The organism is Streptomyces sp. NPDC002574 (assembly GCF_042889545.1).
GTDB lineage: Bacteria > Actinomycetota > Actinomycetes > Streptomycetales > Streptomycetaceae > Actinacidiphila.
Genome location: NZ_JBIARB010000004.1, coordinates 319,027 through 333,342 on the forward strand (window position 1 = coordinate 319,027; position 14,316 = coordinate 333,342).

The 14,316-nt window shown below is 74.1% G+C and carries 10 protein-coding genes; 6 read left to right on the forward strand and 4 right to left on the reverse strand.

Translation table 11 applies throughout. The annotated features are described in order from the left end of the window. Nucleotides 1-17 precede the first annotated feature (17 nt). Nucleotides 18-2,135: a glycogen debranching protein GlgX gene (gene glgX / locus ACFYXS_RS11225; protein WP_389246341.1), complete on the reverse strand. Its 2,118-nt coding sequence runs from the start codon at nucleotides 2,133-2,135 to the stop codon at nucleotides 18-20. Between the two features lie 480 nt (nucleotides 2,136-2,615). Between glgX and ACFYXS_RS11230 the strand changes: the two genes are divergently transcribed. The 4 genes from ACFYXS_RS11230 (at nucleotide 2,616) to ACFYXS_RS11245 (ending at nucleotide 6,721) form a co-directional block, all read left to right on the forward strand. Next, nucleotides 2,616-3,239 (forward strand): Tat pathway signal sequence domain protein, encoded by a 624-nt coding sequence (locus ACFYXS_RS11230; RefSeq protein ID WP_389246343.1) that lies wholly within the window; start codon nucleotides 2,616-2,618, stop codon nucleotides 3,237-3,239. 19 nt (nucleotides 3,240-3,258) lie between these two features. Beyond that, on the forward strand, nucleotides 3,259-4,548 hold the full coding sequence (locus ACFYXS_RS11235; RefSeq protein WP_389246346.1) for a copper amine oxidase: 1,290 nt from the start codon (nucleotides 3,259-3,261) through the stop codon (nucleotides 4,546-4,548). A gap of 123 nt (nucleotides 4,549-4,671) precedes the next feature. Then, nucleotides 4,672-5,919: an SAV2148 family HEPN domain-containing protein gene (locus tag ACFYXS_RS11240; RefSeq protein ID WP_389246348.1), complete on the forward strand. Its 1,248-nt coding sequence runs from the start codon at nucleotides 4,672-4,674 to the stop codon at nucleotides 5,917-5,919. Nucleotides 5,920-6,013: 94 nt separating this feature from the next. Beyond that, a complete protein-coding gene (locus tag ACFYXS_RS11245; protein WP_389246350.1) occupies nucleotides 6,014-6,721 on the forward strand; it encodes a 3'-5' exonuclease in 708 nt (235 codons plus the stop codon). 33 nt (nucleotides 6,722-6,754) lie between these two features. Here the strand turns inward: ACFYXS_RS11245 and ACFYXS_RS11250 are convergent, their stop codons facing one another. After that, entirely contained in the window at nucleotides 6,755-7,615 is an 861-nt protein-coding gene (locus ACFYXS_RS11250) for a phosphotransferase enzyme family protein (protein ID WP_389246353.1), read from the reverse strand. A 33-nt stretch (nucleotides 7,616-7,648) separates the two neighbouring features. Between ACFYXS_RS11250 and ACFYXS_RS11255 the strand changes: the two genes are divergently transcribed. Continuing rightward, nucleotides 7,649-8,005 (forward strand): hypothetical protein, encoded by a 357-nt coding sequence (locus tag ACFYXS_RS11255; RefSeq protein WP_389246355.1) that lies wholly within the window; start codon nucleotides 7,649-7,651, stop codon nucleotides 8,003-8,005. Between the two features lies 1 nt (nucleotide 8,006). Next, nucleotides 8,007-8,906, forward strand: a complete 900-nt coding sequence (locus ACFYXS_RS11260; RefSeq protein WP_389246357.1) for a hypothetical protein — start codon at nucleotides 8,007-8,009, stop codon at nucleotides 8,904-8,906. Between the two features lie 28 nt (nucleotides 8,907-8,934). On the opposite strand, the gene ACFYXS_RS11265 is transcribed toward ACFYXS_RS11260, so the two are convergent. Next, nucleotides 8,935-12,579: a CHAT domain-containing protein gene (locus ACFYXS_RS11265; protein ID WP_389246359.1), complete on the reverse strand. Its 3,645-nt coding sequence runs from the start codon at nucleotides 12,577-12,579 to the stop codon at nucleotides 8,935-8,937. A gap of 649 nt (nucleotides 12,580-13,228) precedes the next feature. Then, entirely contained in the window at nucleotides 13,229-14,305 is a 1,077-nt protein-coding gene (locus tag ACFYXS_RS11270; RefSeq protein WP_389246361.1) for a glutamate--cysteine ligase, read from the reverse strand. Between the last annotated feature and the right edge of the window lie 11 nt (nucleotides 14,306-14,316).

A 14,316-nucleotide genomic window follows, 5' to 3' on the forward strand; every position in this document is an offset into this window, starting at 1 on the left:
TCACACCGGGACGCCGGTTACGCCGGGCGTTGCAGCACCACCATGCTCCGGTCGGCCAGCCGCAGCCGGTCGCCCTGGGTCACCTTCCGCCCGGTGCCCGCCGGCACGCCCTCCGGCCGCTGTGTGTCCACGACGACCTGCCACTCCTTGCCGTGGTTGACCGGCACCACGAAGTCCAGCGGCTCGTGCCAGGCGTTGCACATCAGCAGGAAGGAGTCGTCGGCGATGCGCTCGCCGCGGTCGCCCGGCTCGGAGATCGCGCTGCCGTTGAGGAAGACCACCAGGGCGTTGGCCTGGGCATCCCAGTCGTCCTGGGTCATCTCGTCACCCTCAGGGGTGAACCAGGCGATGTCCGAGAGCTCGTCGTGCGTGCCCTCCATCGGCCGCCCGTGGAAGAACCGGCGGCGGCGGAAGACCGGGTGGTCGCGGCGGAGCCACACCATCTGCCGGGTGAACTCGTGCAGCTGCTCGGCCCCGGTGTCGCCCTCCTTGGGCCAGGGCACCCAGGCCAGCTCGTTGTCCTGGCAGTAGGCGTTGTTGTTGCCCTGCTGGCTGCGGCCGAACTCGTCGCCGTGGGCGATCATCGGTACGCCCTGGGAGAGCATCAGGGTGGCGATGAAGTTGCGCATCTGGCGCTCGCGCAGGGCGAGCACGTCCTCGTCCTCGGTGTCGCCCTCGGCGCCGCAGTTCCAGGAGCGGTTGTGGCTCTCGCCGTCGCGGTTGCTCTCGCCGTTGGCCTCGTTGTGCTTCTCGTTGTACGACACCAGGTCGCGCAGGGTGAAGCCGTCGTGGCAGGTCACGAAGTTGATGGAGGCGAGCGGGCGGCGGCCGTCGTCCTGGTAGAGGTCGGACGACCCGGTCAGCCGGGAGCCGAACTCGGCGAGCGTGGCGGGCTCCCCGCGCCACAGGTCGCGCACCGTGTCACGGAACTTGCCGTTCCACTCGGTCCACAGCGGGGGGAAGTTGCCCACCTGGTAGCCGCCCTCGCCGACGTCCCACGGCTCGGCGATCAGCTTCACCTGGCTGACCACCGGGTCCTGCTGCACCAGGTCGAAGAACGACGACAGCCGGTCGACCTCGTGGAACTGCCGGGCGAGCGTCGCGGCGAGGTCGAAGCGGAAGCCGTCGACGTGCATCTCGGTGACCCAGTAGCGCAGCGAGTCCATGATCAACTGGAGCACGTGGGGGCTGCGCATCAGCAGCGAGTTCCCGGTGCCGGTGGTGTCCATGTAGTAGCGCGGGTCGTCGGCGAGCCGGTAGTACGAGGCGTTGTCGATGCCCCGGAAGCACAGTGTCGGCCCCAGGTGGCTGCCCTCGGCTGTGTGGTTGTAGACCACGTCGAGGATCACCTCGATGCCCGCCTTGTGCAGCGCCCGCACCGCGGTCTTGAACTCCAGCACCTGCTGCCCGCGGTCGCCCATCGAGGAGTACGCGTTGTGCGGGGCGAAGAAGCCGAGCGTGTTGTAGCCCCAGTAATTGTGCAGGCCCTCGTCCACCAGACGGTGGTCGTGGACGAACTGGTGCACCGGCATCAGTTCCAGCGTGGTGACGCCGAGCTCCACCAGGTGGGAGATGACCGCCGGATGGGCGAGCGCCGCATAGGTGCCGCGGATCTCCTCCGGCAGCTCCGGGTGCTGCATCGTCAAGCCGCGCACATGGGCCTCGTAGATGACGGTGCGGTGGTAGTCGATGCGCGGGCTGCGGTCGTCGGTCCAGTCGAAGTAGGGGTTCACCACCACGGAGGACATCGTGTGCGGCGCCGAGTCCAGGTCGTTGCGGGACTCCGGCTGCCCGAACCGGTAGCCGTACACCGCCTCGTCCCAGTCGATCGAGCCGCTTATCGCCTTCGCGTACGGGTCCAGGAGCAGCTTCGCCGAGTTGCAGCGGTGCCCCTGGGTGGGCTCGTGGGGTCCGTGGACCCGGAAGCCGTACCGCTGACCGGGCATGATGCCCGGCACATAGGCGTGGCGGACGAAGGCGTCGGCTTCACGCAGCTCGACGGCGGTCTCCGACCCGTCGTCGTGCAGCAGACACAGCTCGATCCGCTCCGCCGCCTCCGAGAAGACCGCGAAATTGGTGCCGGCGCCGTCGTACGTGGCGCCGAGGGGGTATGCCTGACCCGGCCAGACCTGCATGTCGTCGACTCTTCCACTTCACTGCCGGGCGCCGGTAGGCCGCACCCCCGGTCACAACGTGCCGAAAGGGCATCGTCACGCACCCGCACCCGCGATGGCACGCTATTGCCGAGATCTTCCCCGGTACGAGTGTTCCAATTCCCCTGCCTGCCGCAAGAATCCGCTCGCCGCGGGCAACCTGGGTCGCCGCGCCGTCATCTGAACAGGTGACAGTACGACACAGGAGGGACTTCCGTGACAGATCAGGGGGAAAGCCGTCCCACGGGGAAACCGGGGACGGCCGGACGTGGCGTCAGGCGCGTCTTATGGGGAGCCGGCACAGCCGTCGCCGCCACCGCGGTGATGGTCGGCATCACCCTTCCGCGCGCCGCTTCCGCGGGCGACGACCACTCCACGACGGCCGGCTCCGCCGCACCGTCGGGAGCGCCCGGGCAGCAGGGAGCCGGTACCGACAGCGGGAGCGGCACGGGCAGTGATGCCGTGACGGAGGATCAGGCGCCCCAGGGCGGACAGCAGACCGGACGAGGGCCCCTGACCGAGGCCGAGGTCGACCGGGCGAAGTCCATAGCCCTGCAGCGCGACGGCCTGCGCAGCGCGCAGGACGTGAACGGCGGGCGCGGGCCGGAGTACCTCGACACCGACCTCGCGGACCCGGCGGACACCGCGGACGCCGTGGGGACCGAGGAGGACCGCCGGGTCGAGGTGCTGTTCTACGACTACGGGCACGACCGGCTCGTGAAGAAGACCGTCGACCTCACCCGTGGCACCGTCGAGCGCACCGACACCGCCTCCGGCCTGCAGCCGCCTCCCTCGTCCGACGAGACCGCCGAGGCGGCCGAACTGCTCATCAAGGACCCGCTCGGCCAGGGACTGCGGACCGACTTCGCGGCGGCCACCAAGGGAACCGGGCTCACCTCGCCCGATCAGCTGCGGCTGCGCGGCATCTCCTTCAACACCGCGGAGCAGTCCGCACCGGCCGCCTTGCGCAAGTGCGGCGAGCACCGGTGCGTACGCCTGTTCACGCAGGTGAAGGACGGGCCGTGGATCGACACGACCCGGTTCGTCGTCGACCTCAGCGACCGCACCGTCGGCCGGATCCACTAAGAGCGGAGACCCAGCAACCATGCGCACCGCACTCGTGCGCCGGGCCGTCGGTACGGCCTCGGCGCTCCTGCTCCTGCCCGCGCTCGTCGCGGGGACCACATCCACCACGGCCGCCGCGGCGCCACGGGCCGCCCAGGCGGCCGCCGGCTGCGGCACCGCCGCCGCCCTCACCAAGAAGCTGCCGGGCGGGACCACCTGGACCATGTGCTGGCGCATCAGCGGCACCAGGGGCCTGGTCCTGGAGAAGATCGCCTACCAGCCGCGCAAGGAACCGCATCCGATCAAGGTGCTGGACTCCGCGGCGCTCGCCCAGGTCAACGTGCCCTACGACTCCGGCCTGACCGAGTACAACGACCTGTCCGACATCGGCTTCGGCAACACGGCCGTCGACATCGGCCGCGAGGAGTGCCCCGGCGGCACCATCGGCTCCGCCTACGTCCCGCAGCAGGAACGCACCGTCAAGGCGCTGTGCGCCACCACCGCGCCGCACGGCTACGCCTACCGCAGCGATGTCTACGACGAGCGGGGCAACGCCAAGAAGTACACCGAGCAGGGCAGCGACCTGGTGGTCTTCTCCGTCTCGCAGCTCGGCTGGTACGAGTACGTCACCCAGTGGAACTTCTCCGACGACGGCACCGTCACCGCCAAGGTCGGCGCCACCGGCGACCTGTCGCCCTCCGACTACAGCGGCGAGGGCACCGGCTGGCCCATCGGCAAGGGCGGTCACGACCACGCCACCAGCCACTACCACTCCGTTTTCTGGCGGCTGGACTTCGCGGCCGACGGCTCCGCCCGCTCCAAGGTCGAGCAGTACGACACCAAGAAGGCCGGGCGGGGCAGCGGCTCCGCCGTCCTCAGGACCACCCGGACCCCGGTCACCAAGGAACTGGCCGCCGGCTCCGCACTGCGCCGCTGGTGGCGCGTGGTCTCCCCGACGGCCAGGAACGCCGACCAGCACCCGCGCTCCTGGGAGCTGGTCCAGCAGCACTCCGACCACTACGACGCCCACGCCTACACCTCCAAGGACGTGTACGTCACCCAGTACCGCTCCTGCGAGCAGCTGGCCAGCGGCAACAGCGACCCGGCCTGCAACGGCCGGGGCACCTCGGTGGACAAGTGGGCGAACGCCGAGACCCTCACCCACCCCGTGGTGTGGGTGAACGTCGGCTTCCACCACATCCCCCGCGACGAGGACCAGACGCCCATGCCGATCCACTGGCAGGGTTTCCAGCTCGTCCCCCGGGACGTCACGGCGATGAGCCCGCTCACCCCGGACGACCTCGCGGGCCACAACGGCCAGGCTCATTGAGGGTGTTGGCCGGTGAAGCGAGTAAGCATGTGGTGAAGTAGCGTCGTTACGGCTGCACCGCCCCCCGCCCCGCAGTACCCTTCCTTGATCGTGTACGGGGGCGGGAAGGCGGGTGCAGTCGTGATGTCGGGAGGTCTGGTGCTCCCTGGTGGTGGTGATCAGGGGGACCAGGGCGGCATCGGCGAGGGGAACGGCACCGGAACCGCCTCCCTGGCACTGCCGCTGGAGATCGGAGCGGAACTGGACTGGGGCGCCGACGAGTGGGCCGAGGTGCGCACCCGCGCCCGCCGCGCCGGGCGGGCCTACGTGTGGCTCAATCTCGTCGAGCAGCGGCTCCGCGCCGTGGTGAACGCCGTCCTGCGCCCCATCTACGAGCCCGTGCACGGCGAGGAGTGGGTGGTCGCCGCGGCGGGCCCGGCCGGGCACGAATGGGTCCAGCGCGCCGCCGCCGTGCGCGAGGTCAGCCGCCGCAAGGGTTTCCTGCTCGACCCGGCGGACGACAACATCCTCAGCTTCCTGACGCTGCCGCAACTGCGCGAGCTGGTGGTCCAGCACTGGCCGTGCTTCGAGCCCTACCTCGACGACCGCCGCGAACTCGAGCTCGCCCTGGACGAGCTGGAGGTGGCCCGGCACGTCGTCTCCCGCAACCGCGCGCTGTCCCGGACCGTGCTGGACCAGGCCGAGCGGGCTGCCGCCCGGCTGCTCGACATGCTCGGCTCCGGGCCCGGCTACCCCTCCGCCGACCGGCTGCCCGTCGACGCCGTCGAGGAACTGGTGGCCGACCGCTACGCCGACGTCGTCGGGGTCTACCCGGACCGGGTGCGGCTCCAGCGGCAGCTGCCGGCCGAGGACCTGTTCGGCGGCGCCCGGCGGCTGGACGCCGTCGGCATCGGGCTCAACCTGCTCGTGCAGAACTACTCCGGCAAGCGGCTGGTGCGGCTGGCGGAGTCCGGCTGCCGGATGCGGCTGCTCTTCCTGAACCCGGCCAGCAGCGCGGTCCGCCGCCGCGAACGCGAACTCGGCCTCGGACGGGGAGAGCTGAGCCGCGCCGTCGAGATGAACATCATGCACATGCGCCGGGTCAGGGCACGGCTGCGCGACCCCGCCGCCTTCGAGATCCGGGTCTTCGACGAGACCCCCCGCTTCACCGCGTACTTGGTGGACGGCGACACCGCGAACGGTGTCGCCGTCGTTCAGTCCTACCTGCGCAAGGCCCGGGGCATGGAGTCCCCGGTGATCATCCTGCGCGGCGGGCCCCGCGACCTCGTGCAGACCAAGGACGGCGAGGCGGCCGAGGCGGAGCAGGGACTCTTCGGTATCTACCGCGAGGAGTTCGAGGGCGTGTGGGCGGACTCCCGGCCGGTGTCCTGACGCGGGCGGCCGCCCGGCGGCGGGACTGTCAGTGGCGCACGGGATGATGGCAGAGCACACGGGGGAACCGCGGGAAGGACGTACGCCAATGGCCATGGGATGGCACCGGGAACTGCTGGTCGGCTTCGACCTGGAGACGACGGGCACGGATCCGCTCCGAGCGAGGATCGTCACGGCGGCCGTCACCGAGGTCAGGGACGGGGAGCCGATACGCCACCTGGGATGGCTCGTCGACCCGGGCGTCCCCATCCCCGCGGAGGCCACCGCCGTGCACGGCATCAGCAGCGAGCACGCGGCCGAGCAGGGCCGGCCGGCGGCCGAGGCGGTGGACGAGATCGCCGACGCGCTCGTCGCCCACTGGGCGGCCGGCGTCCCCGTCGTCGTCTACAACGCGCCCTTCGACCTCAGCCTGCTCGCGGCCGAGCTGCGCAGGCATCAGCTGCCGTCCCTGGAGGACCGGCTGGGCGGCGAGGTCGGCCCCGTCGTCGATCCGCTCGTCATGGACCGCACGCTCGACCGCTACCGCAAGGGCAAGCGGAACCTGGAGGCCGCCTGCCGCGAGTACGGCGTCACCCTGGAGGACGCGCACGAGGCGAGCGCGGACGCGCTGGCGGCGGTCCGGGTCGCCTGCGCCATCGCCGAGCGCCACCCGCGCGCCGCCGGCGGTCTGCGCGAACTGCACCGGTCCCAGATCGGCTGGTACGCCGACTGGGCCGAGGGCTACCAGCGCTGGCTGGTCCGCCAGGGCAGCGCCCCCGAGGTCGAGATCGACACCCGCTGGCCGCTGCGCGAACCGGTCTGACGGTCCGGCACGCGATCGGCCCCGGATGCCGGACTAGAACGCGTGCCAGCGCACCGTCGGGTCGTCGTCGCGCAGGGACGCCACCCGGCGCCGGAACTCGGCGAGAGCCGCCGGGTTGCCGGGCGCGTGCTGGGCGACCCAGGCGCAGCTGGCGGTCTCCCGGGCCCCGCGCAGGACGGCGCAGCCCTCCCAGTCGCGGACGTCCCAGCCGTAGGCGGCGGTGAAGGAGGCGTAGGCCGCCGGGTCGAGGCCGTAGCGGTCCCGGCTGAGCGCCATCACGACGAGGTCGTGTTCGCGCAGATCGCTGGAGACGGTCTCCAGATCGACCAGCACGGGCCCCTGCGGACCGACGTGGACGTTGCGCGGCAGCGCGTCGCCGTGGATCGGACCCGGCGTGATGTGCGGCGTGAGGGCGGCGGCCGCGGCGGCGAACCCGTCGCGCCGCTCGCGCAGATACGCGGCGTCGGCCGGGTCGACCGCCGTGCCCGCGAGCCGCAGCCAGCGCTCGACCCCGTCCAGCAGATCCCGGCGGGGCAGCGCGAAGTCCGGCTCCGGCAGGGCGTGCACGAGCCGCAGCAGCGCGGCCAGGTCGGCCGGCTCCGCGGGGCGCACGGTGTCCGGCAGGCGCTCCCAGTACGTCACCGGGTGGCCGTCCACGAGCCGGGCCTCCGGCTCCGCCGCCCGCACCGCGGGCACCCCGTGCGCGGCGAGCCAGGTCGCCGTGCGCAGCTCGCGGGCCGCCCGCTCCAGCAGCTCGGGACCGCGGCCGACCTTCGCGACGGCCGCGCCGTCGGAGAGTTCGAAGACCGCGTTCTCGCCGAGTGCGATCAGCTTCGCCTGGTGGTGCCCGTCCGCCGCGAGCACGGCCCGCGCGAGCTCTTCGGTGAACGCCATACGGCAATGATCGCAGATCAGTACGCTGGGCCGGTGGACGAGGCCGCGGTGATGACGTTCTGTGAGGCGCTGCCGGAGCTGCGGCGCACCGCGCGCGCCGACCCGGACGAGGCGGCCGAGGTCGAGGCGGTCGCGGAGGCCGTCCGTGAGGGCCGCGGCGACCTGATCGTGGTGGGCGACCTGGCCACGCGGCTCGGCGTCCGGCTGGACGGCCGGCGCGGCGACGGCGGGACGTACGTCACGGTGCCCGGCCTGGCAGGGGGAGGCGGCGGCATCCTCCGCTACCGCTGCCCGCGCGGGATGTGCGCGCGCAGCGAGGACCCCACGGCGTCCGTCAGCGCGCCGCGCTGCGCGGTGTGGGGCGCCGAACTGCGACGCGTGCGGTACTGAGGTGACCGGCCTGCTGGACGCGATAGGCGGCAAGCTCGCCGAGCGCTGGGTCGCCCTGCTCGCCCTGCCCGGCACCCTCTTCCTCGGCACCGCGTGGGCCGCCCATGTGCTCGGCGCACGGCGGCCGTTCGACGCCGCACGGCTGCTGCGGGAGGTCGGACGCCCGGCCCGCTGGGCCGACGCCCACGGGGCGGCCGGGCTCGTCCTCGTACTGGTCGGCCTGCTCCTCCTCGCCGTCGTCCCCGGGCTCGTCGTGCAGCTGCTCGCGCGCGGCGTCCAGCTCCTGTGGCTCGGGCCGTGGCCGGCCGGCGCCGGTGAACCGCTCGTCCGCCGGCGGCGTGAGCGGCGCGTCCGCGCCGACGCGCGGGTGGCGGAGCACATCCGGCGCCACGAGACCGACGGCGACCCTGCCGAACTCGCCGCCGCCCACGCGGCGGAGGCGCGCCGGGACCGCATCTCCCCGGTGCCGCCCGCCCGTCCCACCCGCATGGGGGACCGCGTCCACGCCCTGGAGCACCGCGTCGGGGAGTACTACGCCGTGCCCTTCGCGGTGCTCTGGCCGAGGCTGTGGCTGGCCGCGTCCGAGGCGGACCGCGCGGAGATCCGCGCCGCCGCCGCCTCCTTCGACGCGGCGGCCCGGCTGTCCGCCTGGGGCCTGCTCTACGTGCTGCTCGCGGCGGGCACCTTCTGGTGGCCCGCCCTGGTCGCCGGGGCCGTCGTCATGGCCGCGGCGTGGTGGACCGGGCGCGAACGCCTCTTCGTCCTCGCGGACCTGGCCGACGCCCTGGTCGACCTGCGCATGCGGTCCCTCGCCCGCGCGGCGGGCCTCCCGGTGCCTCCGGGGCCGGTGGCACCGGCCACCTGGCGGGAACTCGATCTGCTGCTGCGCCGGATGCGGTGACGCGCGGCGGCCGCGGAACTGCCGGGTCTCAGCGGCCGATGTGGACGAAGGGGGCCCAGGCCTCGGGGGAGCGGGCGTAGCGGGTGCGCAGGGCGTGGGTGATGTGGTTGAGGGCGCGGCCGGCGTCCAGGGAGGCGACGGCGCCCGGGGCGGGTGCCCGCAGCGCGGCGTAGAGGTGGCCGGCGAGGACGGCGGAGGCGGTGTCGCCGGCTTCCCAGAGGGCGCCGACGACCTGCGGGTATCCCGCGACCTGGAAGGCGGAGGCCAGATGGACCGCCTCGTCGGGCAGCGGGCCGGTGTGGGCGGTGTGGCAGGCCAGGAGCACCGCGAGTTCGGCGTAGCGCAGCTCCTGCCGGGAGACCTCGCCGACGCTGAGCGCCCCACCGTGCAGCGCGAGATGGCTGTCGGAGGGGTCGGCCGCGTCGCTGACGCCGTGGCAGGCGAAGTGCACCCAGCGCGCGGTGCGCAGTGCCTCCCGTACCCGCCCGGGCGTCGCGGCGTCGCCCTCCAGGGCCCGTACACCGCCCAGGGCGTCGGATATCGCGGCGATCTCGCGGGCGGAGGCACCGGCGGAACCGCCGGGCCCGGTCGGCCGGCCGACCGCGAGCAGCCGGCCCCCGGTGCGGCCCGAGGGGGCCCGGCGGGCGTGCCGCAGGGCGCGCAGGGTGGGAGTGTAGGACGAGGCGACGCGGTCCAGGACGGTGCGGCGCTCCGGGAGCTCGTGCTTGCGCTGCAACCCGGCCGCGTGCAGCGGCAGGTACGCGAGCGGGCCGGAGGCGGACCACCACAGCCGCGGCATGTCCGCCGCGGGCGCGTCCGGCGGCAGCGGCCGCGTGAGACCGAGCGCGCGCAGCACCGGTTCCGTGGTCGTGTGCCAGAGCCAGGCGAGGGTGTCCAGCACCGTCTCGCGGGCGCGTTCGTGCTCCTCGCGGGAGGCGTCCCGGCGCAGGTTCACCGCCGCCAGGAACGCCTGGGCACGCAGGGCGAGCTGACCTTCCGTCATCTCCAGCAGCGGGACGGCGGTGATCCGCTCCTCGGTGACCACAAGCGCGTCGCAGCGCAACCGGTCCACGTTGACCACGACGACGGGGCCCTCGGCGGCGACGGCCCGCATCTCCTCCTCGGTCGGCGGCAGCAGGAAGCGCTCGAAGCCCGGGCGGGCGCGCACCCGCATCAGCAGCGCCTCCCACTCGGCCGCCGCGACGTGCCGTTCCAGGTGGCGCTCGCTGCCTGCGTCCGCCGTGCCCGCCTCGTCCGGCGTCTCGGCCCGCCGCAGGCGTGCCGCGAGGGTCCGGAACTCCGAGGCCAGCGCCGGGTGCGCGGCGGCGAGGCCGCCGAGGTCGGTGCGGCCCTCCAGGTCCTGGTTCATCAGGACCGCGCGGCCCTGTTCCAGCAGGGCGAGCCCCTGTGCGGGGCGTCCGGCGGCGATCGCCGCCGCGCACCCCGTGCGGCTGAGGCTGGTGCCGGTCAGCGGATCCGGGCGTCCGGCGGCGTCCGTGCCGGGGCCGGCGATCGGGTAGCGGCGTCCGAGCAGCGCGTGGTCGAGCAGGGTCCGCCGGTCGACGCGGCCCACGGCACGTGAGGCGATCAGCGGCAGGATCTCCAGGGCGCGTTCGGCGGCGTCGGCGGCCTCGCCCCAGGCGTGGCGTTCCAGGGCGTCACCCATCGCGTTCCGGGCGGACTCGAAGCGCACCAGCGGTACTTCGGCGCCGAACCCCCCGGCGAGGGCGGCCTCCGCCGCCCGGATCTCGGCGGGGTCGCCGCGTACGACCGCGTCGGTGTAATCCGCCCAGATGCCGTACGAGGCGGCCACGTCGCCCAGCACGTCCGCCAGGACCGGGGTCTCCCGTACGCGCCGGGTGGCCTGCTCGCTCAGCCGGCGGGCCTCGGCGGCCTGTGCGGCGTTCTGGGTGAGGCCCGCGAGGTTGGTGAGGCCGTTGGCGTACTCGACCTCGCCGGCGACGCGCCCCGGGCTGTCCTCGGGCAGCCGGTCGAGGGCGGCGCGCAGGTCCTCGCAGCAGACGCGCAGGGCGGTGACGTCCATGGCGAGCAGGGCCCTCATGTGATGCCACGGCGCGGCCAGGAGAACGAGGTCGGTGTGGGCGGGGGACCCGAAGGGCAGCTCGGCGAGGACACGGTCGCCGATGGCGGTGGCCTCGTCGACGGCCGCGGCGTCCTGGTCCTTCATGTACCCCATGCCGACGGCGGACATCAGCGCGCCCGCCACCTGGGCGCGTTCGGGACTGCCGGGCGCGGTCTCGTCCAGAGCCGCCCGCAACCTCCTTTCGGCGTCGGCGACGAAGGCCGGGTCGAAGCCCGTTCCGGCGCCGGGGCCCTTCGTCAGCGCCTCGGCCAAGGACGCCAGTTCGGGCGGTACGGGGATCGCGAACGGCGGGGGCGCGACCGGTGGGGACTCCGGTTCCGGCGTGGGCGCGGGCTCCGGTGGGGCATCGACGGGCGCGCCGGGCGACGGAGCCGCCGTCCGCACCTGCAGCGGCGGCAGCGGCGGCACCGCGGGCGCGACGCGCATCATCATCGGCAGGAACTTCGCGGCCATCGATCCCAGCGCGCGCGGGAACAGCGGCATCGCGGACCGCAGTTGGCCCACCCGGGCCGCCTTGTCCGCGACGTGCGGCAGCAGCGGGTGCCCCGGCGGCAGCCGCCGCAGGACCTCCCCGAGCATCCGCGCGGCCTCGTCGGCGTCCGCCACGTCCCAGGCCACGACGGCGCGGGCGGTCAGCAGCGAGGCCATGTTGATCTCGTACGCGGCATGGTCGTCCGGCAGGCCCTCGGCGCGGTAGGCCTCCAGGTGCTCCATCGCCTCGTCGACGGTCTCGCGCCTCGGTGCCCACGGCAGCGTGCACATCAAGGCGACCGCCAGCGCAAAGTGCACGGTGCGGACTTCGTGCCGGTCGCGGACCCCGCCCGAGGCCGTCTGCTCCCGTGTCGCGGCCAGGGCCAGCCGGCCGCCCCGCACGGCGACGTCCACGGCGTCCCGGTCGTGGGGATGGGCCCGCATCCAGGTGACGCCCGCGAGCGCCGCGACCCGGCCCGCGTCGGGGGCGTCGACATGCCGCGGGGACAGTCCCTCGAACGCGGCGCGGGCCCGCGGCCAGAGCGCGGGCAACTCGTCGGTGGCCCCGTACTCGTACCGGATCAGCGCCGCGTGCGCGAGCCCCGCCAGCAGCCCCGGGCGGCTGAGGTCGTCCGGCGGCAGCGTGGCCAGCAGCGCGTCCACCCGCGCCTCGATCGGGTCGGCCGGCGCGCCGGGCTGCTGCGCGGGCCGGCCCGGACAGCGGGCGGCGACGGACACCAGGTCGTCAGGGGAGCGGTGCTGGGTCTGCGCGGCAAGGTGGTGGCGCACCTCGGCGGACACCCGGACGTCCCCGTACATCGCCAAGGTGCGCTGGGCCAGTTGCAGATGCAGGACGAGCCGGGCGCGCAGCGGGTGGTCCCGGGGCGCGGTGTCCAGCGCCAGCACGAGCAGCGCGAGCGCGGCGGCGGCCGCGGGCTTGCGCTCGCCGCCCCATGCGGCGCGCAGCAACGCGATGGCCGCCCGCAGCAGGCTCCCTGGGGTCGTACCGGCATCCGCGACGATCCGGTCGGTCCGGGGCGGCGCGGACAGCCCGAACCGCGTCAGCATCCGGTCCACCGCCGCGCGCGCGTCGCTCATGCACCGTCCCCCGGTCCGTGCGAGTGCCGCGTGCGCCGTATGTGCCTGCGCCCCGCACGCGTCCCCGGGACGATACCGCGCCCCGCGTGCTCGCCGTGACGGTACGATCACGCCCGGCTGCGGGCACACCTGCCGCGGAGCGCGAGCCGGTCGACCTCGGCGTGCCCGGCGTGCGGCGCCCCTGCACCCGCCAATGGCCTCCCGGACGACCCGCGCTCCCGGTGCCCACGGTGTGCACAGATCACCCGAGGGCGGCTGCCGGTCACGCCCCGGTGCGGATGACCGCTGCGCGGACGACCGGGCCGCGTCGCCGGGCTCTGTCGCCGCAGGGCGTCGATGGCCTCCGGGACGACCGTCGTCGTACAGGCCACGGGGACGGCGTCTTCGTCACGGCCGGGTGTGAGTGGCGGTTCCCGGACGAGCGACTTGGTTGTGTCGCGCCGCGTTGCCGGCCGGTGCCGTCGCACGCCGCCGGGTGGGCGGCGCCCGTGCACCGGCACCCGGTTCGCGGCGCGCCGGGCGCGCCGGCGATGGGCTCCCGGACCACCGTCGTCCTACGGATCACCGGAGGCCCGCCTCCCGGTCACGCCCGGGTACGGGGCGGCCCCGGTCCGCCGCCGGGTGCGTGGCGGACGTTCGGGCCGAACGGTCACGCCCGCGTGCGGGCGACCGCTTCGCGGACGACCGCGACCGGGCCGCCGCGTGCGTACGTCTCGCGCTGCCGGTGGGCGCCGGTGCCCTGGGACGTGAGGCGGTCGAGGCCGGCGCGGACGGTGTACAGGTCGCCGGAGTCCTTCAGTGCGCCCTCGACGTGGGAGACCAGCGCCTCGACCACGTCGTGCGCACCCGCCGGGCGGTGCGTGTCCGGGTGGAGGAGGGCGCCGTCGAGTCCGGAGCGGCTGGCCCGCCAGCACGCGAGGCGGAGCACGTCGAGGCCGGGGCCGGGGGCCGGGCGGCCGTCCGCCCAGTCGCGGGCCGCGGTCTCGACCAGACCCCGCACGAGTGCGGCCAGCATCACGGATTCCTGGTAGTCCGCGCAGACGTCGCAGATCCGCACCTCCACCGTCGGGAACTTCGCCGACAGCCGGACGTCGAAGTAGACCATGCCCTGGTCCTGCAGGATGCCGGTGGAGAGCAGTCGCGAGACCGACCGGTGGTACTCCGCGGCGGACCCGAAGCCCGCGGTCGGCCCGGCGGTCGGCCAGCGGCCGAAGACCTGGTAGCGGTAGCTGGCATAGCCGGTATCGGTGCCCTGCCACAGCGGGGAGTTCGAGCTCAGGGCCAGCAGCGGCGGCAGCCAGGGCCGGATGCGGTCGATGACCGCGACGCCCTCCTCGTCGGAGGCGACGCCCACATGGACATGGCAGCCGCAGGTCAGCGTCTCCTGCACGGTGAGGCCGAAGTTCTGCACCATCCTGCGGTAGCGGCCCTGCGGCGTCAGGCTCGGGGAGAAGGGCAGCGGCGAGGTGCCGAGGGCCGCGATGTCGACGCCCTCGGATGCGGCGACCCGCGCCGCCCGTCGGCGCCAGGTGCGCAGTTCCCCGCGCAGCTGGTCCAGCGTGACGCACGGTGACGTGTTGAGTTCGAGCTGCTCCTGCTGGAGCTCCACCACGAGTTCGCGGGCCCACTGGCCCCCGTCCAGCACGGCGTCGGCGACGGCCCGCGGCTCTGCGGTCCGCGCGTCCACCAGGAGGAGTTCTTCCTCGACCCCGACGGTGCGTGCCACGAGTGTTCAGT